Genomic DNA, 24986 nt, shown 5'->3' with positions numbered 1-24986 from the left:
TCAGTAGCAAACATGTCTACTTGTAAATGATTATAGCCTGGGGATAAAGTGAGGAGAACCTTACGTCATCCATACGATTACACCTAGTATCGGCTCTAAGACTTGGACTGACACCCCAGTCTAAATGAATCAAGTAATAATGATTCAATAACTAAGCCACTCCTCAATTACCTAAATCAGTGGAGAAAACATTGAGGAACTAAAGAATACGGGCTTGCACCCTACCTCACCTGGTTTAAAGTAATAGGAGCCATTCTTACAACTCCCTCATTAGGGTTGTCCTTGAGGCCTTTCTCATGTAGTTTTTATCCTTTCACAATATATGATAATTCCTCTCTTTGAAATTCTGAGGGAGACAACTTATGCATCCAATCTCTGATTCTCTGTCTTAGTTCTACTACATGCCCAGTGACTATATCCAACTCTCTTTTATCAAATTCTAGGTTTGGGAAGAGGAGTTTAATGAATGCACTTAGCATTTTCTTAATCGCCTTCTCATCTCTAATCGTCACCTCTCCCATTAACTCTATATGCTTACTAACTTCACCTACTAAGGTCTCCTTCCTCATTGTATGTAATGCTTCTGAGAAGTAATCTAGAGCAATCCCATAACCTTGGGACAAATGATATTTAACCATACCTATTTTAGGGAGTTCCCATCCTGGTATAAGCCCTCTAACCCTATCTATTAGGGCTGAGTCCCTCATGGGCTTTGGCAGTATGTATGTTAAGTCCTCCACGGGCACGTAAGCCCCCTCCCTCTCCTCAACCTCTACATTCCCAAGCATAACTATAGAAGAACCAGATGCAACTCTCTGCTTACCCCTCTCATACTGACTACTCTCCATGAAGTCCTTGAGTTTAGCAACTATCTCATCAGGGTTGGGGAATCTGACCTTGGATATCTCATCGAATACCACAGAATCCCTAATGGCTATCTCGCCCGGCATACCATTCCTGAGGTTGTAGAACAAGGCTGCTGGGCTTATCATACCACCCACGATAATCCTCGTATACCTACTCACATTCCTAAACACGTAAGTCTTACCAGTGGCCTTAGGCCCAAACTCTACAATGTGCAAATTCTCCTCCACCAGCGGTAAGAGCCTTGAGAGGAGGACAAGCTTCCTCCTAATACCCGGGTAAGCATTGTGATTATAACCAATGGTGTTTATGAGAACATCAAGCCACTCCTCAAAGGTAAAGTAACCTCGGGCCTCAGCAAGTATCTTGGGATCCGAGGTGGGTGCCTGGAATGGTGTGAAATCAGTCACAATGACTGGATTTTCTATAAGCTCTCCGTTAATATCCCTCTTAGCGGTTTCAGGTGAGTATTCAAGCTCAATGAGACCCCACATCCCTGTAATCATGGTCATGGGATAATTACTGGCTATATCCGGTGGGACTCTTATGTCGCTCTCACCAATGGATTGAATTACACCCCTATGTTCACCACTCTCCAAATCCACCCAAACCCTTAACTCATCTATAATCTTAATGCGCCTCTCCTCAATAAGCCTATGCTTAAGGTACTCCTTTTCACTGGTCTCAAAATAATGCTGTGTAATGAACTCCCTAAGCCTCGTCTGCCAATCATTGGGATACTCCATCGCAAACTCCGTTATGAGATACTCAGCAACAAAACCCGGCAACCTAGATATCTCCGTCTCATGAAGTAGGCTTTTATCCACAGCATAATCCCCAAAAGCCCTCCTAATCTTAACATAAAGATCACCCATAACCATCACCCAAGTCTAAGAGTCCTGGACCTCCTAGGCCCCTCCGGCACCTTGGAGGATGCCGTTACCTTAACACTACCATCATACTCATAACCAGAGCACTTAAAACTATACGCAACCTCATAAACCCCCTCAGGGACCTTAACCTCAATCCTATGCCTACCATCATCAAGGTTCAGCGTCTGCGTGCCCCAGGGCCACTTAAGAATGAGTACGGCCTTATCACAAAGCCCCGCAGTCACAATATTAACCTCCAGGTAATCAGTCTGCCCAGCAACAACATTGACCTTGAGAAACTCCACCGAGGGCCTAACAACCCCCACAACACTCTCTTCCTCTTCTGGAACGCTCTCGCCAGACAACACACCCAGTAACTTCCTGAACTCCTCCAGGGCATCTTCGGGTATGCCGTAGAGCTGAGCCACGGCCCTATCAAGCTCATCCTCAATCTTCCTGAGCCCACCCTCGGGGTCCCTAATGAACCCACAGTACTCGGGCTTGGCACTGGCGTGGATACACCTGGCAATCTCGTGAGCCCTCCTGGAGAGCTCGGAAATCCTCCCATGCAATTCATTATTAGGATCATAACGAGGAATTCTTATAAAATCGACTATATGCGTTTCCTGTCTCAACTCGTATGTATATGCTGCTATTGTTGTCCTTACGATAATTGAATTAAGGACGCCAGCAATATAGTAGGCCTCCTTCGGATCTTTGAGATCTATTAGTATAGTTCCATCATCAGGTATCACAGGCTTTTTACCTAGATCCTTTATCTCTATGGGTTCTACTACAGCACATGAAAAACTAACAGCCTTACCACTAATGCCCCCGGCAATTCTACTCCACACTACCTTGTAGGGAACTAGGCTAGGCTCTACGTTGAACACCCAGTAAAACGGCGGTGCGCTTTTTTCCGCCACCTCAAGTGGTAACCTCCTATAAGGTTCTAACTTACTTTTGTAGGGCTCACCACCCCTATTCACTAGATCCCTGAAGAACTCATAGAAGTATCTATACGTATTGGGGTACTTTATCTTCATTTCATAATGCTTAATCATATTTCCCTGCTCATCTGTAGGAAGAATGATATACCTCTCCTTGTAGTCTACGTACCACCTCTTGACGTCCCTACCCCTAATGAGCGGGTAGACCAGGTCAGGCTCTATAGTCACCTCGACCTGCTTAACCCTCTTCTTCTGCCCAGGCTCCGGCGGGTTGATGATTAGTAGCTTACCGTCTGGGAGTCTCTGCTTGATCTGTATGAAGTATACCTGGTTTAGAGCTGTATAAACGCCTGCATGTGCCTCGTATGGTGAGGTCCCGGAGGTTATCTTCCTAATGTAGGGTAGTACTTTACTTGTTACCTGCATCCAGGGGCTTGACGGGTCCCTCTCCACTACGGGTGCCATTATGGCCTCGAACCTCTCCGTAACTTTGAGGACATCCTCTAAGTGCGCATCGGTGGGTATGGGCTTCCCTGTTCTGTTAACCCATATGATGTGCCTAACCCCACCCTTGTTCCCCGTAGCGTTGCCCGTCTCGGGTTTCTCAACAACTATTGCCGAGACCCTGTTCACGGCCCCCTCGAATGGGTACAGAGTTACCATGTCATGTACAACGTGCACCCTGGTTTTTGTGGCTAGGAACCTCCTGAACCCTGAACCAGCCTGTGTCTTGAATACTGTGAATGGCATTAGGAATGCGTGCTTACCGCCGGGTTTTAGGTATAGGTCGAAGCACCTGGCCATGAAGAGCATCGCCAAGTCCCTCTTAACCTTACCCAACCCCATCTTCCCCCTAATCTCGGCCAGCCCATAGTGCTGCCACAAGTCATTGGACAACTCCCTGAAGTCCTCCGGCAGGTTTTCCCAATTAACCCATGGTGGGTTACCCACAATGTAGTCGAACTTGCCCCTCAGTATTGGTGCGAAGGCGTTCCTTATTATGGATACCCACACATCGTCCTTACCCTCCTCCTCCAGCTTTAGGAGTGTGCTGTAGAAATCCAACAGGACGCTGAGCTCGTTTTCTCCCAACTCCTTGAATCTGTACTGTAGTCTTGCTTTGAACTCCTCCGGCTTGTACCTGTTCCTCAATGCGTCAGTCACCTCGTGGAGTATATCCGGCAGTAGGTTCTTCTCGATGATGTTTGCCGGTATCCTGAACTCCCCAGCCGTTGTCCTCAGCGCATAAACATCACCCATTAGTGTGGATCTCCTCTCAACCATCAATGAGTCAGCCATGTAAATCGGTATCTCTATTGTTCCCTTCTTTGGCAAGTCCGCAATCATGAGTAGGTAGTTTGTTCTGGCGGTGAGTACCGCCAGTGGGTTTAGGTCATAGCCAACCACGTTCTGTAGTACGTAGTCCACGAGTACATCCTCCAGGAAGTACTCCCTGGCATAAGCCCTAAGCCTCGCTATGTACCTCACTAGGAAGGTGCCCGAGCCACATGCCGGGTCCAGAACCCTCAGTTGCTGCAGTGGCTTCAGTGAGTCCTCCTTACCCATCTCCATGAGGTTCCCTAGGCTAAGCCCCACCTCATCGAGTAGGAAGTCAGCGAGCCAGTCAGGCGTGTAGTACTCGCCAAGATTATGCCTTATGTCGCGGGGCATTAATTCCTGGTAAAGTCTCTTGAGTAGGTCCCTAGCGTACTCGGGCTCTAATTGAGGCGTTGCCGGCTCGTAGTCCGAGAGTCTCCTGATCACCTCAGCCAGCGCCCCAGCAAGCTCCCCATCAAGCTCCTCCAGGTACCAGGAGAAGTAATCACCCTCTAGGAAATTCTCATAGCCGAAGTGCCTAAAAATGCCACCGCTTTCCAACTCCCTAAGCTCATCCCTTAGGGCGTTGACACTGCCCCTTGTGTATGCGTCATCGAGATCGGCTATGTAGGATATGTAAAACCTACCACCGCCGTATAGGTAAACAACCTCCGCGGCGAGGAGCTTTAGTATGAAGGCGTAGTATGTTTGTATTGCGAATATTAATGCATCGAAGTTCACATTATCGGCTAACCCGTACTCCTGAGCCAACGTGGGTAATTCCTCAAGCTCCTCAGGCCTATAACCTGTTGCTTGTCTGAAGAGCCTCATCCAATCCTCAAACAACACCCTAGTCCTCGGGTTCCCAGTCTCAATGAGCCTCCTGTACAACGCCCTAATAACTCTCCCAGCAAGTTCCGACTGGGAGCCGAAGTCCCTCAAGAGGTTATCCACACTGAGCGCCTTCCTCCTTAGCCCCCTCAGGGCCTCAATAATCTTTATAATGCTCTCCCTGGTAATGTTATACGGGCCCCTTAGGATCCAGGTATCCTGCGGTTTGTAGTACCTCACGAAGGCTATTCTATCACTGATTATAATACCCAGATACCTATCCCACTCAGCTTTTGAGGCGGCCTCGGTTTTAATGTAGTTTATGACTTGGTCCTTGGCCTTGGTTATGTCGGTGTTTGTTGAGAGTCTGCCTGGGGCTTTATATTCTATGATTACGTGTCCGTAGAGGGCATCCACCCTAGCCCCAGAGACTAGGGTGTACTCATAGCGACCACCGTACTGTGTTATGCCGAGTGGCTCGAGGATCATATCCTCTATGCACCTGGATATCCTGATCCTCAACTCTTCCTCATTATTAGCCTCCCTAATGCCTTGTAGAAAACAGTTTAAAACATCATCAATGCTTATTTGAGGTTGAGCAGCCATATCTGAGACACTATTTTAATTTTAAGGAAATTTAATATAAACTTAACCCTTATCCTTCTGGTAATAATTTAATGACTTCACAGCATCTCGGATACTCCAGAAATTTCACAGCATAGAATCTGAGCTCTACATCCTTTAAGCTTGAAATCACCTTCATAGCCATAGTAAGGGTACTTAGTCATGTCGTTAACCCTGATTATATCGAGACCCTGGCGCCAGCACCCTAAAGGATACTGTTATCTTGATACTACCGCATGAGGAAGAGGGATTATTCAGTAGCAAACATGTCTACTTGTAAATGATTATAGCCTGGGGATAAAGTGAGGAGAACCTTACGTCATCCATACGATTACACCTAGTATCGGCTCTGAGTACTGGTTATGGTTATAACACCGTGGGTGGAGGGTCTTGTTTTTAAGGTGGGTTTAATGCAATCTTTTTAACCCAGCAGCGGTAAAGATCTTTATGGAGACTCGAGACCGAACGCACCGTGAGGTGCGTTCCATCGATGGGGGAATCGCGACACTTAGTGTGAAGATTCGCCCATCGGGTCTCGGGCTCCCTCTCCTTGTTGAAAGGTACATGAATGCGAAGAGGCTTGTTCTTAAATGGTTATTTGAAAGTAGGATAAATCCCAATGAGAAGGGGGTCTTGTCTATGGTGCACAATAACATGTATAGGGTGTTAAGGGAGAAATTTAGTTTGAATTCAAGACTAGCGGAAGATTGCTATAGGGATGCGTTAGCACTGTATAAGGCATGGTACAATAACCCTAGGAAGGGGAGATACCCAGTGCTAAGGAATGTGTCATTGTGGCTAACTTCAAGATACTCCTTCAGCTTAGATCTAGAGAAAATGAAGTGTACGATACTGGGTAAGCATGTGGAGGTTACTGGTTACCCGCATAACATAGGCTTCTATAGGGGATGGTTTGTTAAGGAGGCTAGACTGGTTAAGAGGAGTGGGGAGTGGTTTCTGAAGGTAATTGTGAGCAAGGAAAAGAAGAGGAGGGGTAGGAGGGGGGAAGGAGATGGTTTTACCCCAACTGGTTTAGTGGCTGTGGATATTAATATGAGTGGGGTTGTTGTGGGTAGTGATGATGAGCATTACGTGAGGATTCCCACTAGGCTAGAGGATGCTCACCACTATAAGGCTCTGGCTGAGTTACTGCAAAGGAAGTATCCTAAGCGGTGGAGGGAGAGTAGAAGGATTCTAAATAGGATTCGCCACTTCCATAATCATGCAGGAAACATTCTTAATGATTCCGCAAGGAAGACTGGTAAATTGGTTGTGGATATTGCTGAGGGTATGAATGCTAACGTCATAGTACTGGAGAACTTGAATAATATGATTACCTGTGTGGAAAAGTTAGGGAAAGCATATAGAGACAAGTTATATCTTATGCAGTATAGAAGGATTCAATACTGGATTGAGTGGCAGGCATTGAAGCGTGGTCTTAAGGTCATCTACGTTAACCCCGCATATACATCAACCCAATGCCCAAAATGCGGTGTAGAGATGAGGGAGGTTAGGCATAGGTGGTTCAAATGCCTTAAGTGTGGTTATGAGAATGACCGTGACATCATTGCAATCATTAACCTCTATATACGTGGGAGGGGGTCTCTGACCCTCTCGACTGCCCCCCAAGTGAGAGATGTAAACCCGAATCAATGGGGGGAACCTCCCACCCTTTAGGGCAGGGAGGAAATCAGTGTACTGGTTATTGTTGCCGTATAGTATACTGGTGTGGTTGTGGTGTATGTTGTTGTTACTGTGGTTAATTGAACTGTAGTGGTGGTTGTTGTGGTGGTTACCGTGTTATTAATGATTTGTGGAGTGGTGAGTGTGATTACATTGGTTGCTGTGTGGTTGATGATTAATGTGGTGGTATTTGTTATAATCCTTGTAATGAATGTTGATACTGGTTTATAATACGTAATGGTGGTTCTTAAGTGTAGTGTATTAGCCAGTGGGGTGAAGCCGCTGAGGAGTAGGCCAAGTAATACGGCTAGGGTTATTGTTAATACTAATAGTATTTTAGGGAGCTTGTAGTACCTTAATTCCCATGTCATTTAAACACCTAAATATTAACCAGTGGAGGCGTATTTAAAGTATATTGTAGATTGTTTTAACTCTTTAGGTTAGCTTAATTATTTTAGGAGCTTGGGGTCTTCATTATTAATTCAGCGTCCTTAATTATTCTCTCTAAGGCGTGCTCTGAACCCTGCTTAAAGTGGTTGATTATCCACTTACTCATGGGGGTTAGGAGTGGGTTTAATTTAATGTTCCATTCACTGGTTAATTCACCATCCTTAACCTTAATAATGTGTGTGCCTTTAAATGGACCCTTAAGGAAGTTGAAGGTAACCGTATAGTTGCCTAACTCCACGTAGGCTGTGCCGTGGTTTAATGGGCCATTGAAGGCGAATCTAATGTTAACCAGAAGTTTACCCCCACTACTGCCTATTACCTTAACCTCTCTATGTCCATGCCAGTACTTCGGGTAATCCTCCACCCTGGAGACTAGGCTCCATAAGGTGTCCTTAGGTATGCTTGTCCTCTTACTTACCGTGAATTGAATCATTACTAGGCCTATGTATTATTGCTAAATAATCCCTTCGCGGCTGGTGGGGTATTATCCCCCATTACCTGGTATTCTTAGGTTTATTGAACCTATCCTAAGTCTCTTAGCTAGGTTAATTAGTATTAGGTTTCTGAAAATCTCCATATACGCCTCAGCTGGTTCAGGGGAGTGTAGTTTAATACCGTATTTATTGGCAATGTCTTTAACATTCCTTGTGCAAAGCGACCTAAGAGGGCATGTTGAGCAGTAATCCCCCGTTGAGTCCCTGAATATAACTAGGCCGTGGACTGGGTCCAGGAAGGCTCCCTTATTCGGCATTAGCTTAATCATAATGGTTTCATTAACCTCCTCCACATTGGATACTACGTAGACTGATGCGGAGAAGCCGTATTCACCATTACTCTTACTCAACCACCCACTCTTAATGAGTGCCCTCAAGTGCCTTGATAATTGACCCCTGGGTACTGATGTCGCCTTAAGTATTTCATTAAACCTATGAGCCCCCTTGGCTATTGATGAGACTATGGTTAAGTTAATGTCATTGAATATTGCATTGAAGTTTCGTTCACTCATAATCACGTATGAACCCTCCTCAATACTTGTCTCCAATCTACCCGGTAGAACAATTATATCGGGCTTAAACTCAGCCACATTAGGGATTAGGGTAAGGTTATTATTAAGCCTTAGTGGATTGTTCAGTGGATTGGTGTTAATTAGGGGTAGGGTATTTTTAGGTACAGTTATAAAGGGGGCTTAGGCAAGGGGTCATTATGCAGAGTACCCAGGGGATTGAGCGGAGTGGGGAGCATGGGAGGGTTATTGTTGCTGCAGTTAGGATTAGGGGTTTAGTTGACGTTAGCCCTGAGGTTAACCATACGTTAAACCTACTGAGGCTTAGGAGGAGGTTCACGTGCAGTGTATACGTGTTGTCTGATTCAATTAAGGGTATGCTTAAGTCTGTTGAGAGTTGGGCTACGTGGGGTGAGTTAAGTAGGGATACATTAATTCAACTACTCAGGAGGAGGGGTAGGATTGTGGGTGACTTACCTTTAACGGATGAGTACCTTAAGAAGTATGGGTGGGGTAGTGTTGAGGAGTTGGTGGATGCTTACCTTAAGGGTGAGGTTAAGAGCCTATGGTGCAGGAGGGGTGAGGGACCTAGGATGATTAACGGTAAGGCCTCCTGCATACCGGGCCTTAAACCATTCTTCAGACTACACCCACCTAAGGGTGGATTCAAGGGGAGTATTAAGAAGCCCTATGGGGCTGGTGGGGAGTTGGGTTACAGGGGTTTAGACATTAATGATCTTATACTGAGGATGATTTAAGCCCTAAGCCTCTTAACCACTAGGCCGGGTGCATTAACCTCCTTAAACCTCCTAATCCTAATAATAGGCCCCCTTGGTGCGTAGGTTAACCCATCTATGAAGCTCACCTCACAGCACCCTGGCTTCACGGGTCTAATGTACATTATTGAATCATAACTCCTATACTCATCAATACTCCCGTAGAATAACTGGGACTCGAAGACCTCGGATAGGGTTAAGGCTAATTGAACCCCAGGTTGAGTCACAGTGACCATGGTGTTCGCCTTACCTAGAATCGGCCTTGAGGGCAGTATGTCCTTAAGCAGTTTAACACCTGTTAAGGTTATTACGTAGGGTAGTTTAACCAATGAATTCTCCCTAATCCTGTATATTACCATTGATGATGGGTTACCGTGGAATGAATTGAAGACAACAATGTGCCTAGCCCCCATCTCCAGGGCATTTAAGGCTAAGTCAACTAAACCACTCCTACCCCTATTAACCTTAACGGCATTAGGCACCGCTAACTCAAGCTCATTAATGAATTGCCTAAGCCTAGTGGAGGCATCCCTCGAGGTAGTTAAAACAACCACCATTTCCCCTAAACCATAGTTACGGGGATTAAAAACCTTAATCGCACCTAAGGCATATCTTAAAATACACCGCACTACCTGGCATGCGTGAGGAGGAGTAAGTTAACACTATGGGAGGCCACAGCCGTGGGGTTAGGTAACATTATTGGGGCAGGCATATTCGTTATGGCTGGTTCAGCAATAAACCTAGCTGGACCTGGGGCGTTACTCGCCTTCATAGTGACTGCGGCCCTAGCCATTGGGGTTGGGTTAAATAGTGCTGAAATGGCCTCAGCCTTCCCCAACGTTGAGGGTGGGGTGTACTCCTTCGCTAAATTAACCCTAGGTGACTCCGTGGGTTTCCTGGTTGGTTTACTTAGGGTTGTATCCTACGTAATCGGTGGGGCTGCTGTTGCGTTAGGGTTCTCAGGTTACTTAACCTCAATGGGGGTGCCGCGGTACTTAACTTACCCAGTGTCAGTGGCGTTAATTGTGATTCTATCCCTACTCTACAGGTCTGGTTTAAAGATTGCCTCAGAGTTTGAGAAGTACTTAACGTCAATCAACGTGGCTGGCTTAGTAATATTCATTGCCGCTGGTTTACTTTACTCGGGTCCATTTAAGTCAAGTCACTTTAAGCCACTGCTACCTCATGGTTTATTCGGCCTCATTGAATCATCGTCACTGGCCTTCTTCGCCTACTCAGGCTTCAACACAATAGCCACATTAACACCATCCGTGGAGAATGGGGAGAGGAACGTGCCTAAGGCAATAATACTATCCTTAAGCATAACCACGGTAATATACATCCTAGTGGTCTTCACAATGCTCTACATAGCCCCCTGGCAACTATACGGTACCAGGCCTGATCCATTAAGCTTCGCCCTTGAGGAGGCTAGGGCCCCCTATGTGGTTAGGTTAATTGTCTCATCAGTAGCCTTGTTATCAACCTTCACAGTGACGTTATCAATGATTATAGCTGGGGTAAGGACCTTGAGCCAGATGGCTGAGGATAATGTAGCACCGAGGAGGCTTGCCCACGGTGACTGGCCACTGGTAATAGTGACTACGGCAACCTTAGCATCATTGGCGCTTGGTAACGTGGAGACCCTTGGCCTAGTGGCTAATTTCGGCGTCGTGTTCTCCTACATAACAACACCAATAGCCGTAGTGGTGGCTAGGAGGAGGGGTATTACTGGGTCCTTTAAGGCCCCCTTATTCCCAATACTGCAGTTACTAACCATTATCCTATCCCTACTAATCACCAGTGCCCTTGGTTATAATTCCCTTGAAATAGGGGCTATGACATTAATAGTAGGTATACTGATTTATGAGGTTCACGAGGAGTTTAACATTATTGGGAGGAGACGTAAAGTTACTGCGGATGGTTGATCATGCTTAACATCACTGCTCAGGGAGGAAAGTTTTATATATCCTTACTCTAATGAGGGGTTGATGCGGATTCCGTTCTGCGAATTCTGCGTGAAGACGAGGCTGTTTTGCAGCAAATGCCAGTCCCTGCTTAACAGTGGACAGTACGAGATGCATGACGTCGACGTCATAGATGCTATCCTTAAGTTAACTGATAATGACCAGAAGCTTAATAATATGCTTAGTAACGTTGAGTACTATAAGTCCTATGAGGTTGATGACACATACTTCATCGCCTTAAAGGGTATTAGGCGAGTACCGATTAACGTAGTTAGGCAAATTGAGGATAAGCTCTCAGAGGCCCTTAATAGGAGGGTTAAGATAATTGAGTACACGGCTGATATTAATGAATTAGTGACCCAGGTGGCTTACCCAGCTAGGCCAACTGTGGCCACGACTTGGCTGCCTGATGGAACTAATGAAACTGAGGTTAGGATAATGAGGAGGGATGCTAGGAGGCTGAGGCTTAGGCCATCTGACATGGCTAGGTTACTGAGCGCCATAACTAATAGGAACGTTAAGGTTAAGGTAATTAGCCACGATCAATTAAACACCGCGTAATCAAGGAGGGGAGGCTTAACTAGGCATTAACCCAGCTTACACCATACACGGCGTTATGATGCCACTTCCCTTAGGTTAGATTCCACAGCCCTAGTAATCAACCCCTCAGCCTCATCGGTAACCCTACTCCACCTGGCTAACCTAGCCTCATAAGTGCCCTTAATGAATGATGCCTTAATGGGTATGTAACCCACGTAGTCATTAACGTAACCAACAACCATGGTTTCCCTAAACCCCGTGCCCTCAGCTGCATTACTAATGGTTAACGCTGATTCAATGAATGGTTCACCCGGTATAGTGACCATGAGTAGGTCCCCAATCCTCACTAAGTTTACCTCAGTCTCAATGAGGCTTCTATTATCCTTAGAGACCTCATACTCCTCATCACTGTACATTAACGTTAAGTAATCCTCATCAACCCATATTGATTCAGTGGGTTCACTGGGTAACCCACCCTTAGCCTTAACCCTCCTAAGCGCCTCCTCATACCTCAACTCAGCCTCCTCCCTGTTAACAGTCCTAAGGGGTAGGGTGACTTTAATCCCCTTAACACTAATGACTGGGGCTGTGGGTTTAAGGGAGTTTAAGGCTTTAATCACAGATGAGGATAATGAGTACCCGAGGTAATTCATGAAACCCCTACCCTTCTTAATTGGATCAATGTCACCTGCTGCCCCGGTTAGGAACATTGACTCGACACCGTTACTGAGAAGCACCTCATATGTAACCCCGGGGTAATCCGCTGAGAAGCCTAAGTCAGTGTTGCAGACTGGGTGGCATGGGTAGTTGATTAAAGCCACCTTACCCTTATTGAACTTAACCATTAGTATTGGTGATTCACCACTTATTAACCCACCCTTAAAGGACCTGTTGAAGCATAATTCACCAACCTCCCCTGCACCAATACTTAACTCAACCCTTTCAGTACCATTAAGCCTACCCGCAGCCTCAGTTAACTTACCCACTACTCCTGTGAACCAATCATTGTACTTAACCCTCTCCTCACCACTGTAGGGTAGGGTGTTAGGCCACATTGGTATAATGGTTTCAGGCGCTGAGTGAGTGTGGGTTGAGGCTACTATTACGTTATCCTCCTTAACCCCAGTCACCTTACTCACACTCCTCCTAATTAGTGACGCATCCCTACTGTATAAGCCTAGTAAATCCATTTGAATAATAATAACTTCAACATCACCACTGGATAATAATAGTAGTCTAGCGTATAAGTCATCGTGAACCCTGTTTGATGGTTTACCAAGCCTATGGGCATAACCCCCTAGTCTAAGGCCGATGGGTGGCGTTATGTTTACTTTACTGTACGATGCCTCAATGACCATAACCACCACTCAGCATTAACTTAACGTCACTTAAGCTCAACTCCCTTAACTCACCCCACCCAACGCACTCACCCCTGATCCAATCATCAACGTACTTAGCCGTGAAGTCATCATCCCTGAGGTGGGGGTATGATGAGTAAACCCTATTAATCTCATCAAGCTGCCCTGGTGATAAATCCTCCTCAGGATCAAGCGTCCACCTACCCGCCAGTAGTCGGCTGCGTGTTAAAACCTCATTAATACCCGGTATCACTCCCCTGAATTCATTGGCCGCATCAAACACTGCACCATTAGCATCAGTGACCTGGGCGCTTAGGGTTAGTAGCTCTGGGGGTATGTGTTCTGATTCAGCAATTGATTTAACAAGCCTGAATATCTCCATGGATCTCTTAGTCCAGAAGGACCAGTGGCCAAGTAACCCACCCACTATCTTAACCTCATTAAGGCCACCGCGCCTATCCGTGAACCTGAACTTTGTTAATAAGTCAATGATTATGTTATCATCATTACCAGTGTAGAGGGCAACCTCCCCAACTCTCCCAGCATCAACCACAGCCCTGGCTACATCAATTGTGGCGTATCTGTTGAAGGGAGCTACCTTAATGGCAACCAGGTTCTCAACCTCCTCAATAAGCCTCCTCCAAAAGCCGTAACCAAGCCTAACCCCACCCACCGCTGGTTGAAGGTAAAATCCGAAGACAGGTATCTCCCTGGCCACGGCCTTCACATGCTCAATAACCTTATCCTGAGGCTCACCGGCTAGGCTGTGTAAGCTAACTAAGCCGGCATGGTAACCAAGCCCGTAAGCCAACCTAGCCTCCTTGACAGCTTGCTGGGTGCCGCCAACAATGCCCGCAACCTTAACAACCTTACCAACCCTTCCACTGCATTGATCCACCACCTCACTGGTGATTTTAAGGAGGGGTTCATACATGCCGTTCTCATGAACCTTAAACTGAGTAGTATGCACACCAATAGCCACTCCCCCAGCCCCGGAGACTAGGTAGTATATTGTTAAGGCCCTCTGCCTGGCCTCATCAATCCTCCTATCCCTAGTTAAGGCGAGCGGGTGAGCAACTATGGCTACACCACTCCTAATCATGTCGTAAATATCCCTTGGTGGTTTAGGGAAATTACTCATATATTTTTACTCCATGGCGTGGGGATTTAAATGCTAGTCCACTGGTTAATGCATTAGGTTACGGGTCTTGGGGAAAGCTAAATAAACCAGTTTAAGTAAACTGAATTTAATGTCAACTAGGCGTAGGAGGAGGAATAGCGGTATGCAGCCTTTAATGAGCGCCGGCCTACTGATGTTTAGGGATGTTAAGGAGGTTGAGAGAATTAAGATACCGCCGGCGGTAACCATAATGATTGGGTTAGCTGTACCAATAATAGTAATACTACTTTACCTACTTGTCCCTGTTTAACCAAGGGGGCTGAGGCATTATTAACAAGTATGGTTTAAAAGTAGGTTAACCCAGGTTACAGCGTGGAGTGTGGTAAGGCTAGGGTTGAGGAGTTGCTTAAGGAGGTTAACGCCGAGTATAATGAGCCTATTGAAACCTACAGGACTATGATTGAGGAAAACTGCTTCGCACAGGCTAAGGTGTTTAGGCTTAGGGATAAGTACCTAGTCTACATGGTTGATGAGGAGCAGGCGTGTGTTGAGGTTGTTGATAGCCTTGATGATGCCAGGGTTATTGCTAAGAAATTCACCGACTCAGTGTGCATGTAGAGTGGGGGTTATGGTTATTAATAGGCATATGCTCAGTAAGAAGGATATTAAGAGGCTTATGAATGAGGTTCCATGGTTAAGTGAAGTTTACGGGAACATTGAGGAAGCCGAGGTTATTAAGGCTAATGATAACTTGGAAATCTACAGAATAATGAATGACACCGCATTAGTTAAGGCTGTGGTAAGCGTAAGTAACACAAGCATGAACCTAACCTACCCAACACTACTTGCCGCTAATAAGTACCCATCACTGGTGAAGTACTACCCAGTGGTTCAGGTTGATGAGGGTGCTGTTAAGCCAATAGCCACTGGGGCTGATGTAATGAGGCCTGGTATAAGGGAATTAACCGGTTCATTTAAACCAGGGGAAATTGTACTGGTTAAGAGCCCTGGGGGGAGGGTAATAGCTGTGACTGTTAGCCTATACAGTAGTGATGAGGTGATTAACATGAGTAGGGGGAAGGTTCTTAAGAATATTCACCACGTTGATGATTACGTCTGGAGATTAATGAGTGAAGTGCATGAGCATAAGTAACGTAATAGCCTCCTACAATGAGTTAAGTAAACTCGACTTAAGGGTGCTTAGGGTAATTGAGGTCCTCCACAGGAATCACGAGTACGTTCCGGTTAAGAGGATTGTGAATTACATGGGTTTAAGTGAGGAGGTTATTGATAAGTCTATTTCAAAGATGAATAAGCTTAAACTACTGGTTAGGAGGGGGCCTGATAACGTTAGGTTAACATTCCCAGCCTACGACATACTGTCAATACACACCATGGTTAAGAAGGGTGTTATAGATGCCATAGCCCCAACACCCCTTGGTGTTGGTAAGGAATCAGACGTATACGCTGCTGATGCGCCAAATGGGGAAAAATACGCCTTAAAGTTCCATAGGATTGGTAGAGTTAGTTTCAGGAATACTAGGAAGTATAGGGTTTGGATTGGGGAGAGGAGGCATGTTACTTGGCTTTACGAAGCTAAGATATCAGCACACATGGAGTACCTAGCGTTAACCGAAGCCTATAAGGCTAAGGTACCTGCACCAAGGCCTAGGGCTGTGACAAGGCACTTGGTGGCCATGGAGTACGTTAATGGTGTTGAATTATTTAGGGTTAAGTTAAGTAATCCTGAGGATGTTCTTGAACAGATTATTTCAGCCATTGAGGATCTCCTGAGGATAAACATTATTCACGGTGACTTAAACGAATACAATATCCTAGTTAATCCAAGTGATGAGAAAATAACAATAATAGATTGGCCCCAGTGGATGTACGCTAACGTTAAGGGATCTAGGGTAATCCTAATGAGGGACCTCAACATTATACTGAGGCACTTTAAGTCAAACTACGGGTTAAACGTAGGCATTGATGCAGTTATGAGTAGGCTAGCCCCATTAATACCGAACAGTGAATTACCACCTGAGAAGGCGTACTCCAGGTTAATTAAGAGAGTAACATCCTTAGTTAAATGACTCAATTACAATACATCAATTTAACATTTAAACAATTAGTATTATTAAACTCAATTTTGATTAAACATCCCCCTGTATAGAGTTATTCCAGTGGTGAATTTATTTATATCATGCTTTTAAGGCGTCATCAATTCTCTTTAAATCATCTTGACTCAACTTAATGTTTAATGCACCTAGGTTATCCTCAAGGTGCTCCATTCTACTAACCCCTATGATGGGTATTATGTTAACCCCAAACCTCTCCTGCATGCTGATTAACCAGGCTAATGAGACTTGGCTTAAGGTGGCTCCCTTAGCCTTAGCTATTTCATTAAGCTCCAGGAGAACCTTAAGGTTCCTATCATTGAAGTAACCCTGTAATCCACTTGATATTACAGCCCTTGAATCACTGGGTGTGGTCCATTTCTTAGCATTGAAGTCCACGTACTTCCCCGTTAACACTCCTTGAGCCAGGGGTGAGTAGGCTAGTATTGCCATACCGTACCTCTTGGCTACAGGTATCTTGTCCCTCTCAATATCCCTGACTAGGATATTGTAAATCTCTTGCATTGTTGTGAAGGGTTCTAGGTTGTGTTTGTCGGCTAGCTCCATGAATTCCACTATGTCGTGTGCTGGGTGGTTGCTTTCACCAATATAATTCACTAAACCATCCTCAACAAGCTGATTCAAAGCCCTAAGAGTCTCAATCTTAGGAGTATCGGGGTCAGGCCAGTGAATTTGATATAGGTCAATGTAACTCGTCCCTAATCTCCTTAATGACTCCTTAATCTGCCACCTAATGTGCTTCCTAGATAAACCCTCACCATTAGGCCAAGGAGCCATCTGCCCCCTAACCTTAGTGGCTAATACAATGGACTCCCTATCCACAGTCTTCAGGAATTCACCAACCACGCGCTCGGAGTTACCCACATGGTTTAAGTCAACGGGTGCCATGGCTCCATGATACCTATTAGCAGTATCAATGCAGTTAATACCCTCATCGTAAGCCCTCCTCATTATCTTAATGGTTAACTCCACGTCAACCTTATGAACACCATACTCATCCTTCTCATTAAGCCTAGGCAGGTACCAGGTGCCGAGGCATAGTTGTGAAACCTTAACCCCAGACCAACCAAGCTTAACATACTGCATAAGCCAGCCACCGGGCCTTAGTTTTAAAACATTTCATGTCAAGTAACGTTCACTTTAGCGTTTATAGCGCAGTAATGCTTAAAAATAGTTAACCGAAATACACCTATGAGGGACGGTAAGCTCCAATGGGTATAAGTAGGCCCGCCTTGGGCCTATATTTAACGGCAACGTACCCAAGTACTAAACGCTTCCTAGAGACCCTTGATAAGATAAGTGGCCTCGTGGACTTCCTGGAAATAGGCATACCGACACGTAATCCTAAGTATGATGGGCCGGTTATAAGGATGGCTCACCAGGGTGCTGAGTTAATGGGTCTTAATGCAGTTAAGGTTACTGATGACTACAGTAAGTATGGTAAAGTACCTGTGCTAATGGGTTATATTAGTGATTACGTGAACTCACTCAATGATGTGGCTAAGACAGCTAGTGATGTTGGGGCCGCCACTGTATTATTCCCTGACCTAATATTCGATTACCCTGAGTTAATAGGTAGGTACATTGAGGTTATGAGGAGTAATGGATTAGCCCCCAGCTTCTTCATATCAAGTAAAACACCCTATAGGTTAATTAGGAGCCTAAGTGAACAGGAACCATTATTCATATACCTAGGCCTATACGCGGCCACTGGTATTAAGTTGCCTATTTACATTGAGCAGAATGTAGTAACTATTAGGGGTGTTTTAGGTGATGCATTCCTTATCGTGGGTTTCGCAGTTAATAGCCCTGATATGGTTAGGTCATTGATTAAGGCTGGGGCTGATGGGGTTGTTGTTGGTTCAGCCTTCATTCAAAGAATGAGTGACCTTAATGATGCGTTAAGCTTCCTTAAGTGGCTTAGGGGTGGTTTACCGTGAGTGGTGTTCCAACTCATTGGTATAACATAGCCGTTGACCTACCTAAACCACTACCACCACCCATGGATCCCTATGAGGGTGAGTCCAGGATAGCTTTACTTAATAGGATAATGCCGAGTGAATTACTTCACCAGGAATTCACCTCATTAATGTACGTACCCATTCCCGATGAGGTTAGGGAAATATACATGAGGCTTGGTAGACCAACACCACTGAGGAGGGCTAGGGGTTTGGAGAAGCTTATAGGTAATGGGGTTAAGATCTACTATAAATTCGAGGGTGCGTTACCGGGTGGTTCACATAAACTCAACACAGCAGTGCCTCAGGTGTATTATGCGTCTAAGGATGGGGCTAAGGAGGTTGCCACTGAGACTGGGGCTGGGCAATGGGGCTTAGCAGTATCCATTGCGGCTGCGTTAATTGGGATTAAGGCCGTGGTCTTCATGACCAAGAGCTCCTACTTGAGTAAGAGGCAGAGGGTTATGTTCATGAGGACTTACGGGGCCATGGTTTACCCAAGCCCCAGTGAGGTTACTAAGTACGGAGTTGAGGCCGTTAAGGCTAACCCCAATCACCCAGGTAGCTTAGGCTTAGCCATAAGTGAGGCAATAGACTACGTGCTTCAGGGTGAGGGGAGGAGGTATATTCCAGGTAGTGTGCTTGAATTCGTCCTAATGCATCAAACAGTTATCGGGCAGGAGGCCATTAATCAAATACCCGAGGAACCTGACCTAGTGGTTGGATGCGTTGGCGGTGGAAGCAACTTCGCTGGTTTAACGTACCCATTCATAGGGGCTAAACTAAGGGGTGAGGGTTTTGAGAAGACTAGGTTCCTTGCAGTTGAATCCAAGGCAGCACCCAAGTTGACTCAAGGCAGGTATGAATACGACTTCCCTGATTCAGGGGGTTTACTACCCATGATTAGAATGCTAACCCTCGGTCACAATTACGTACCACCGCCAAGCCATGCAGCCGGCTTAAGGTACCATGGGGCTGCCCCAAGCCTATCACTACTCGTTAAGGAGGGTGTTGTTGAGACAAGAGCCTACACGCAGGAGGAGGCTCTTGAGGCGGGTGTATTATTTGCAAGGAGTGAAGGCATTATACCTGCCCCTGAGTCGTCTCATGCAATAAGGGCTGTTATTGATGAAGCCAGGAGAATGCCTAAGGGCAGTGTAATATTGTTTAACCTATCTGGGCATGGTTTACTGGATCCTGACGCCTACGAGAAGGTGAACGCATCATGAGGCCACTCCTAGAGAAGATAGCTAGGGGTCTTGAGTTGAGTCTTGAGGAGGCCTATAACGCCGCCTTAGCCATATTAAAGATGGAGGCAGGTGAGGCTGAGACTGCTGCGTTACTCATGGGGCTTAGGGTGAGGGGTGAGCGTGCCTTTGAGGTTGCAGGCTTCGCTAAGGCGCTTAGGGAAACATGCCTAAGAATACCGGTTAATGACCCATACGTAATAGATACAGCTGGCACTGGGGGTGATGGGTTAAGGACAATGAACGTATCCACTATTTCAGCATTACTGGCAGCCTACCTGGGGGTTAAGGTGCTTAAGCACGGTAATAGGAGTGTCTCATCATCATCAGGCAGCGCAGACTTCCTGGAGGCCCTCGGCTTCAACATAAGTGTGAAACCTGAAACTGCATTACTAATGCTGAATAACCATAGGTTCTCATTCGCCTTCGCGCCAATGTACCACCCAGCCATGAAGAATGTTATGCCTGTTAGGAGGAGGCTCGGTATAAGAACTATATTTAACCTAGTGGGTCCATTGGCTAATCCAGGCCTTGTGAGGAGGCAGGTGCTTGGTGTGGCTGAGGCTGGAATAATGGGGGTTATGGCTGAGGCAGCTGGTTTAATAGGTTATGACCACCTCCTGTTAGTTCACGGTGAACCAGGTATTGATGAGGTTTCAGTATTCGGGAGAACAATGATATATGAGGTTAAGGGTAATTCCATTGATAAATACGTAATTGAGCCCCCTGAACTTGGTTTACGCATACATGAGTTAAGGGATGTAGTGGTCTCTAACCCAATGGAGAGCATTGAGAAGGCTAAGAGGGGTTTAATGGGTGTTGATGAAGCTGCCTTAGACTTCATAGCCGCCAACACAGCAATGGCGCTCTACGTCGCTGGTAAGGTTAAGGATCCTAGGGATGGTGTTGAGGCCGTTAAGCAGATTGCAGGTAATTCAAACGACTTCTGGAGCTACGTTAATAATGTCGCAGCAGTGAGTAGGCGTGACTCTGCTTAAGGTTTGCGGATTAACGAGGAGGATTGACGTAGAGTTCATTGATAAGCACGCCGATTACGCAGGCTTCATAATTCACTCAGATGTTAAGACCCAGAGGCTACTGAGCCCCAATGAGGCTAGGGACTTGGCTTCAACACTCTCCAAGGCTAAGCCAGTGGCCGTGGTTAGGGGATTGGGGTTAAGGGACGCAGTGGAGTTGGCTACTGGCTTAGGCTTCCCAATCCTACAGTACCACGGTGTGGTTAACGTTGATGAGTACCTTAGTGGACAGGGTAACATTAACCTTGCACCAGTAATTGAGTATAGTGACGATTCCACCGTAGTGAAGACTATTGAGGAGTACTTAACCATGAGTAACGTGGAGTACATCCTCATTGACGCCCCTAAGGCTGGTTACAGGTTATTTGAATACGGTTTGAAAATACCACTAAGCATTATTAGGCGTGTCGTGGGTTTAAGCAGGATTGGTGTTGCTGGGGGTATTGGGCCAGGTAACGTTAAGTTCATTATTAAGTATAATCCATTTTTAATAGATGTTAATTCAGGGGTTGAATCAAGCCCCGGTGTTAAGGATTGGAGACTAATCATGGAGGTTGTTAAGGTGATTAAGGGTGAAGGTGCCCCTTGAGGAGTTACCTAAGCCTAGGGAATTAGTTAGGGTTCTTATTGAGAATGGTGAGGATCACGTTACACTACTTGAGAGTGGGCCAGGATTCCCTGAGAGGGCTAGGTTCACCATAGTGGCCTGGGGGGTTAAGGACTTAGTGACTATTAATGATAACTTATATGATGAGCTTAAGTCCCTTTACAGGGGACTGGGTAGGTTTGAGGATGGTAATATCGCTGTGGGTTACTTATCCTATGAGGCCATTGCATCAATAGAGCCTCACTTAGCTGGTTTAATTAAGATGAGTGATTGGCCTCAGGCTGAATTCATGATACCCAGTAACGTGGTTATCTACGATTACTTCCTGGGGAGGGCCTACGTTAAGGGTGAGTTACCTAGGAGTAAGCCTGGTGATGAGGGTGATTTCAAGGTCACTGGGTTAGTGACCGCCACGGATCCCGTTGAGTACATGAAGTGGGTTTCAGAGGCCATTGAGGATATTAAGAATGGTGAGGTCTTCCAAGTGGTTTTATCAAGGTATGAGGAGTATGGGTTCACGGGGGATTTAATGACTCTTTACGGGAAGTTAGCTGACCTTAACCCATCACCATACATGTACTTCATGAGGATGAGTGATAAGTACATAATAGGCACAAGCCCTGAACTACTGGTTAAGGTTGATGGACTCAGGGTTGAGACACACCCAATAGCTGGAACAAGACCTAGGGGGAGGGATTCATGGAGTGATATTAGGCTTGAGGAGGAATTACTCTCAAGCATTAAGGATAGGGCTGAACACGTAATGCTCGTTGACTTAGCTAGGAACGATATAGGTAAGGTATGCGTATACGGTAGTGTTAAGGTTAAGGAACTATACGCCATTGAGAAGTATCAAAGCGTCCAACACCTTGTTTCCAGGGTTGAGGGAATGCTGAGTAAGGGTAATGATATTGTCGACGCCTTAGTCTCAACATTCCCAGCAGGCACAGTGAGTGGTGCACCTAAGCCAAGGGCAATGGAGCTAATAGCCAAGTACGAGAATTCACCAAGAGGACCCTACGCAGGTGCATTGGGCATTATGCATAGTGGTGGTGGGGAATTCGCCATAATAATAAGAAGCCTATTCTCAATGAACGATAAAGTAAGGATTCAGGCAGGCGCCGGCATAGTTTACGATTCAATACCTGAAGCCGAGCTTCAGGAAACTGAGGATAAGCTTGGAAGCATTAAGAGGGTGTTAGGTGTATGGCGGACATAACAGTGATAATAGATAACTACGATTCATTCGTGTACAATATCGCCCAGTACGTGGGTGAATTAGACAGTAGACCACTGGTCTTTAGGAATGATGAAGTAAGCATAAAGGCCCTGGAGAGGATTAGGCCGGATAGGATAATAATATCACCAGGCCCAGGAACACCACTAAACCCAAGGGACATAGGCATATCAAAGGATGTAATACTGCACTTCAAGGGTAAAGTACCCATACTGGGTGTATGCATGGGCCACCAAACCATAGGAGTAGCCTTCGGAGCCAGGATAAGGAGGGCTAGGACAATAAAACATGGTAAAACCAGTGTAATAAGGATAATAAAGACATCACCCATATTCAGCGGAATACCCAGTGAAATAGAGGGAATGAGATACCACAGCCTAGTAATCGATAACCCACCACCGGAACTAGAGGTCACGGCAGTATCCACTGATGATGACGAGATCATGGCTATACAACACGTGGAACACCCCATATTCGGAGTCCAATTCCACCCAGAAAGCATTGGAACACCAATGGGTAAGAAAATACTGAAAAACTTCCTAAACCTATACTAATTAACGCCTCCTAAGAAGCAGAACCAATAAAACTATAACAACGATAATGACACCGTACATGGGTCCAGTTACTGACCAGTCTATACTCCAGTTCACAGTCATATCAATGGGTTTATTAGTGATGAGTGTGTATCCTGGTTCATTCATGAATACACCGTTTGTAAATACCGTAGCTGGAGCTATGGTGAATACCACGCCTTGGTTTAACCATTGAGTGAAGCGCGTGGTTGATGTATCATATTGTAACTGAGTGTGCGCTAACAATCATAATTAAATACTGCCTCTGGAATTCACTTAAACCTGCATTCAAGGTGATTAGTGAATTTATGGTAATTGACTCATTGTTTCCAAGTTAGATTAACCTCATATTGCTATTAAACACATATTCTAGACGTATAAACACTAGCATTTGAGCCGAGCCGCTACACATTCATTCAGGGTGTAATTCCATGTACTCAGAGAGAGCATCAATATAGGTTAAGGGTAATTAAGAATCCCTAAGCCTAGTTTAGGTAATAGCCTTAATTAGGGAGTATATCATGCTCCATTGAACGGCGATGCCATAGGCTATGCCGGCTAATGCCGCGATAATGATCCATGGCTTGGTGTTGGGCTTAGCCCTATGCATGGCTAATACTAGTTCAAGGGGTATTAATGGTGCGAAGTCCATGGTGTAGTAACTGTATAGCGTAGTATTGCCCAGTAGGTATATCATCCAGAAGCCTAACCACATGGTCAGTATAGTGACTGGTATTGAGTACTCGTTGAATTGAATATTACTGAATAGTAATTTCCTGGATTGGGGAATAATCATTAGGAATGAGTAAACTAAGGCAACTAGGTATGCCCCAGGTAACCCCATTGCATATAATGGTGGTGAAACATTATTGACAAAACTGTCTACGCCTATGAGCCAGTCGAATGGATTAGATGCAACGGGTCCAGGTGGCCTGGATTCAGTAAACCATTTTAGGTAGAAGAATACGTCTGAAATGTAGTTACTTAAGCCGCCGACGAGGTGAATTATGGGTAATTGAGGTATTATGAATACTATGAGTGATATCGCTAAGTAGACTAATGCCCATAAGCCATTACGCCTATAAGCCTCTAAGTAGGCCCCAGCGAAGACTGTGAAGACTCCTGGGTACTTGCTGGCTGCCGCTAGGCCGGCGGCCACTGATGATGAGGTGAAGCGCTTGGTTACGTATAGGTATACTGTGAGTAGTGTGAAGAAGCCTATGTAAACATCCAGGAGGGCTATTATACCAACGTCGCGGAATGATGCATCCATGAGTAGAGCCAGGGATGCTAGGGATGCGTAGGCCACGTTATTACTTATGTACAATGCAATGTAGTAGACTAGTATTAGCATTAGGGCTGATAGTATCATTGAAGGCACCCTCCAGGTAACTGGCTTATCACCCAGTAGGAGCATTGAGAGAACCATGAAGCATTTACCGAACCATGGATGCTCAATGTTAAGGTAAGTAACTATGCTTTGCTTATCCGGGTAATAGTAACCGAACCTAACTATGCAGGTGGAATTATCCATCAGGCTCTTCAACTGGGTGTAGGTTACATTACTGTACCACGCCATTAAATTATCCTTATAGTATATAGCCGGTGTAGCACCGGTTACATTACATGGTGGTGAAGGGGCTACTGTAACTCCGTAACTGACTAAGTACCTGCCTAACCCAACCTCATTTATGAAATTCCTAGCCGCTGAAACGTACCAAATCTCATCACTGGTGTAGGAGTTTAAGTGGGGTTGAATAGCCACTAGGTAAAGCGTGAAAACCACCAGCACTATGACTAGTGGCAGCCACCTCTTCAATAAGCTTAACATACCCATAACG

Annotated in this window: 25 protein-coding genes; 14 read left to right on the top strand and 11 right to left on the bottom strand. The window is 45.6% G+C overall.

Translation table 11 applies throughout. From position 1 onward, the window contains the following. Window positions 1-305: 305 nt before the first annotated feature. Window positions 306-1739, bottom strand: a complete 1434-nt coding sequence (brxL, locus tag CMAQ_RS05435) for a BREX system Lon protease-like protein BrxL (RefSeq protein ID WP_012186111.1) — start codon at window positions 1737-1739, stop codon at window positions 306-308. Window positions 1740-1744: 5 nt separating this feature from the next. Next, the gene (locus tag CMAQ_RS05430; RefSeq protein ID WP_012186110.1) at window positions 1745-5440 is read right to left on the bottom strand and encodes an Eco57I restriction-modification methylase domain-containing protein; all 3696 of its coding nucleotides are present in this window, start codon (window positions 5438-5440) and stop codon (window positions 1745-1747) included. A gap of 465 nt (window positions 5441-5905) precedes the next feature. On the opposite strand from CMAQ_RS05430, the gene CMAQ_RS05425 reads away from it, so the two are divergent. Further along, window positions 5906-7135, top strand: a complete 1230-nt coding sequence (locus CMAQ_RS05425) for an RNA-guided endonuclease TnpB family protein (RefSeq protein ID WP_012186109.1) — start codon at window positions 5906-5908, stop codon at window positions 7133-7135. On the opposite strand, the gene CMAQ_RS05420 is transcribed toward CMAQ_RS05425, so the two are convergent. The 3 genes from CMAQ_RS05420 to CMAQ_RS05410 all read right to left on the bottom strand — a co-directional run bounded on the left by CMAQ_RS05420 (window position 7132) and on the right by CMAQ_RS05410 (window position 8675). Continuing rightward, complete coding sequence (locus CMAQ_RS05420) at window positions 7132-7512, bottom strand: hypothetical protein (protein ID WP_012186108.1); 381 nt, start codon at window positions 7510-7512, stop codon at window positions 7132-7134. The two genes, CMAQ_RS05425 and CMAQ_RS05420, sit on opposite strands and share 4 nt — an antisense overlap. Before the next feature lie 83 nt (window positions 7513-7595). Next, window positions 7596-8024 carry a type II toxin-antitoxin system RatA family toxin gene (locus CMAQ_RS05415; protein WP_012186107.1) on the bottom strand — a complete coding sequence of 143 codons (429 nt, stop codon included), beginning with the start codon at window positions 8022-8024 and terminating at the stop codon, window positions 7596-7598. A gap of 51 nt (window positions 8025-8075) precedes the next feature. Then, the gene (locus CMAQ_RS05410) at window positions 8076-8675 is read right to left on the bottom strand and encodes an ArsR family transcriptional regulator (RefSeq protein WP_012186106.1); all 600 of its coding nucleotides are present in this window, start codon (window positions 8673-8675) and stop codon (window positions 8076-8078) included. A gap of 119 nt (window positions 8676-8794) precedes the next feature. Here CMAQ_RS05410 and CMAQ_RS05405 point away from each other — a divergent pair, with 119 nt between their 5' ends. Further along, window positions 8795-9352 carry a 50S ribosomal protein L30 gene (locus CMAQ_RS05405; protein WP_012186105.1) on the top strand — a complete coding sequence of 186 codons (558 nt, stop codon included), beginning with the start codon at window positions 8795-8797 and terminating at the stop codon, window positions 9350-9352. On the opposite strand, the gene CMAQ_RS10400 is transcribed toward CMAQ_RS05405, so the two are convergent. Next, window positions 9349-9927 carry a Brix domain-containing protein gene (locus CMAQ_RS10400; RefSeq protein WP_052290704.1) on the bottom strand — a complete coding sequence of 193 codons (579 nt, stop codon included), beginning with the start codon at window positions 9925-9927 and terminating at the stop codon, window positions 9349-9351. The genes CMAQ_RS05405 and CMAQ_RS10400 overlap by 4 nt on opposite strands. An 84-nt stretch (window positions 9928-10011) precedes the next feature. On the opposite strand from CMAQ_RS10400, the gene CMAQ_RS05395 reads away from it, so the two are divergent. Both CMAQ_RS05395 and CMAQ_RS05390 read left to right on the top strand, forming a co-directional pair. Beyond that, complete coding sequence (locus CMAQ_RS05395) at window positions 10012-11295, top strand: APC family permease (protein WP_012186103.1); 1284 nt, start codon at window positions 10012-10014, stop codon at window positions 11293-11295. Window positions 11296-11358: 63 nt separating this feature from the next. Next, window positions 11359-11895 carry a transcription elongation factor NusA gene (locus CMAQ_RS05390; protein ID WP_012186102.1) on the top strand — a complete coding sequence of 179 codons (537 nt, stop codon included), beginning with the start codon at window positions 11359-11361 and terminating at the stop codon, window positions 11893-11895. A 53-nt stretch (window positions 11896-11948) separates the two neighbouring features. Here the strand turns inward: CMAQ_RS05390 and CMAQ_RS05385 are convergent, their stop codons facing one another. Further along, window positions 11949-13232 (bottom strand): hypothetical protein, encoded by a 1284-nt coding sequence (locus tag CMAQ_RS05385; protein ID WP_012186101.1) that lies wholly within the window; start codon window positions 13230-13232, stop codon window positions 11949-11951. Next, entirely contained in the window at window positions 13222-14373 is a 1152-nt protein-coding gene (locus tag CMAQ_RS05380) for a dihydrodipicolinate synthase family protein (protein ID WP_012186100.1), read from the bottom strand. Before CMAQ_RS05380 ends, CMAQ_RS05385 begins: the two co-directional genes overlap by 11 nt. 109 nt (window positions 14374-14482) lie before the next feature. Here CMAQ_RS05380 and CMAQ_RS05375 point away from each other — a divergent pair, with 109 nt between their 5' ends. The 4 genes from CMAQ_RS05375 (at window position 14483) to CMAQ_RS05360 (ending at window position 16442) form a co-directional block, all read left to right on the top strand. Beyond that, the gene (locus CMAQ_RS05375) at window positions 14483-14662 is read left to right on the top strand and encodes a preprotein translocase subunit SecG (RefSeq protein ID WP_156769848.1); all 180 of its coding nucleotides are present in this window, start codon (window positions 14483-14485) and stop codon (window positions 14660-14662) included. Between the two features lie 62 nt (window positions 14663-14724). Further along, window positions 14725-14970: a hypothetical protein gene (locus CMAQ_RS05370; RefSeq protein WP_048062693.1), complete on the top strand. Its 246-nt coding sequence runs from the start codon at window positions 14725-14727 to the stop codon at window positions 14968-14970. Between the two features lie 10 nt (window positions 14971-14980). Then, a complete protein-coding gene (locus CMAQ_RS05365) occupies window positions 14981-15505 on the top strand; it encodes a PUA domain-containing protein (RefSeq protein ID WP_012186098.1) in 525 nt (174 codons plus the stop codon). Then, the gene (locus tag CMAQ_RS05360) at window positions 15492-16442 is read left to right on the top strand and encodes an RIO1 family regulatory kinase/ATPase domain-containing protein (protein WP_012186097.1); all 951 of its coding nucleotides are present in this window, start codon (window positions 15492-15494) and stop codon (window positions 16440-16442) included. The genes CMAQ_RS05365 and CMAQ_RS05360 overlap by 14 nt, the downstream gene beginning before the upstream one ends. Before the next feature lie 108 nt (window positions 16443-16550). Here the strand turns inward: CMAQ_RS05360 and CMAQ_RS05355 are convergent, their stop codons facing one another. Continuing rightward, window positions 16551-17573, bottom strand: a complete 1023-nt coding sequence (locus CMAQ_RS05355) for an aldo/keto reductase (RefSeq protein WP_012186096.1) — start codon at window positions 17571-17573, stop codon at window positions 16551-16553. Window positions 17574-17698: 125 nt separating this feature from the next. Between CMAQ_RS05355 and trpA the strand changes: the two genes are divergently transcribed. The 6 genes from trpA to CMAQ_RS05325 are packed head-to-tail and all read left to right on the top strand — an operon-like array spanning window position 17699 to window position 23127. After that, complete coding sequence (trpA, locus tag CMAQ_RS05350) at window positions 17699-18427, top strand: tryptophan synthase subunit alpha (protein ID WP_012186095.1); 729 nt, start codon at window positions 17699-17701, stop codon at window positions 18425-18427. Next, complete coding sequence (locus CMAQ_RS05345; RefSeq protein WP_012186094.1) at window positions 18424-19674, top strand: TrpB-like pyridoxal phosphate-dependent enzyme; 1251 nt, start codon at window positions 18424-18426, stop codon at window positions 19672-19674. Before trpA ends, CMAQ_RS05345 begins: the two co-directional genes overlap by 4 nt. Continuing rightward, window positions 19671-20690 (top strand): anthranilate phosphoribosyltransferase, encoded by a 1020-nt coding sequence (gene trpD / locus CMAQ_RS05340; protein ID WP_012186093.1) that lies wholly within the window; start codon window positions 19671-19673, stop codon window positions 20688-20690. Before CMAQ_RS05345 ends, trpD begins: the two co-directional genes overlap by 4 nt. Continuing rightward, the gene (locus CMAQ_RS05335) at window positions 20677-21318 is read left to right on the top strand and encodes a phosphoribosylanthranilate isomerase (protein ID WP_012186092.1); all 642 of its coding nucleotides are present in this window, start codon (window positions 20677-20679) and stop codon (window positions 21316-21318) included. The genes trpD and CMAQ_RS05335 overlap by 14 nt, the downstream gene beginning before the upstream one ends. Further along, window positions 21302-22555, top strand: coding sequence for an anthranilate synthase component I (locus CMAQ_RS05330; RefSeq protein ID WP_012186091.1), 1254 nt, complete (start codon window positions 21302-21304; stop codon window positions 22553-22555). Before CMAQ_RS05335 ends, CMAQ_RS05330 begins: the two co-directional genes overlap by 17 nt. Further along, complete coding sequence (locus CMAQ_RS05325) at window positions 22543-23127, top strand: anthranilate synthase component II (RefSeq protein ID WP_012186090.1); 585 nt, start codon at window positions 22543-22545, stop codon at window positions 23125-23127. Before CMAQ_RS05330 ends, CMAQ_RS05325 begins: the two co-directional genes overlap by 13 nt. On the opposite strand, the gene CMAQ_RS05320 is transcribed toward CMAQ_RS05325, so the two are convergent. Both CMAQ_RS05320 and CMAQ_RS05315 read right to left on the bottom strand, forming a co-directional pair. Next, entirely contained in the window at window positions 23128-23322 is a 195-nt protein-coding gene (locus tag CMAQ_RS05320; RefSeq protein ID WP_048062692.1) for a hypothetical protein, read from the bottom strand. It abuts the gene before it with no gap. 313 nt (window positions 23323-23635) lie between these two features. Next, on the bottom strand, window positions 23636-24982 hold the full coding sequence (locus CMAQ_RS05315; protein ID WP_012186088.1) for a phospholipid carrier-dependent glycosyltransferase: 1347 nt from the start codon (window positions 24980-24982) through the stop codon (window positions 23636-23638). Window positions 24983-24986: the final 4 nt, after the last annotated feature.

This window comes from Caldivirga maquilingensis IC-167, from assembly GCF_000018305.1.
GTDB classification, from domain to species: Archaea; Thermoproteota; Thermoprotei; order Thermoproteales; family Thermocladiaceae; genus Caldivirga; species Caldivirga maquilingensis.
This window is presented reverse-complemented; position numbering and strand designations above follow the sequence as displayed.